This window comes from Arthrobacter sp. P1_H7 (assembly GCF_056405215.1).
Genome location: NZ_JBFUCO010000046.1, coordinates 1 through 524, shown reverse-complemented (window position 1 = coordinate 524; position 524 = coordinate 1). Strand labels below are relative to the sequence as shown.

The 524-nt window shown below is 73.3% G+C and carries 1 protein-coding gene; it reads right to left on the bottom strand.

All coding sequences use genetic code 11. The features are described from left to right. Positions 1 to 524: HNH endonuclease signature motif containing protein (locus AC1DXI_RS20750; protein WP_476940153.1), on the bottom strand; the 524-nt coding region annotated here is incomplete at both ends.

Here is a 524-nt window from a genome sequence, read left to right as displayed (position 1 = left end):
GGCAGGTCCGGGTCCGGATCCGTGGGCAGGTCTGGGTCCGGGTCCTCGGGCGGGGCTTGATCGGAGCCTGTGCCGGTGTCGGGTTCCGGGCGTGTGTCCGTGGCCGGGATGTGGGGCAGCCAGTCCTCGGGCCAGCGGGGTGGTTCCCAGTCCTGGTGTTCGCTGGGGTAGTGCCGCCCGGCCGGGGAGGTCCAGCCCGGCGGGTGGTCTTTGCTGGCCCCGGCCGGTGTCCAGGCGGAGGCGTGTTTGAGCCGGTGGTGTTTCGGGCAGGGCTGGCCCAGGTTCGCGATTCCGGTGGTGCCGCCGTCGGCCCAGGCCAGCAGGTGGTCTGCCTCGTTGTCCAGGGAGTGGTTGCCGCAGCCGGGGAAGGGGCATCTGCCGTCGCGGAGCCGGAGCCACTGGCGCTGGGCCGTCGTGAGGCGGTAGCTGGTCCGGCCGATTTCCAGCGGTGCCCCGTCCCGGGGGTCGGTCAGGACCCGGTGGAAGGAGCCGGCGCCGTCTATGAGGAGGCGGCGGGCCATCGA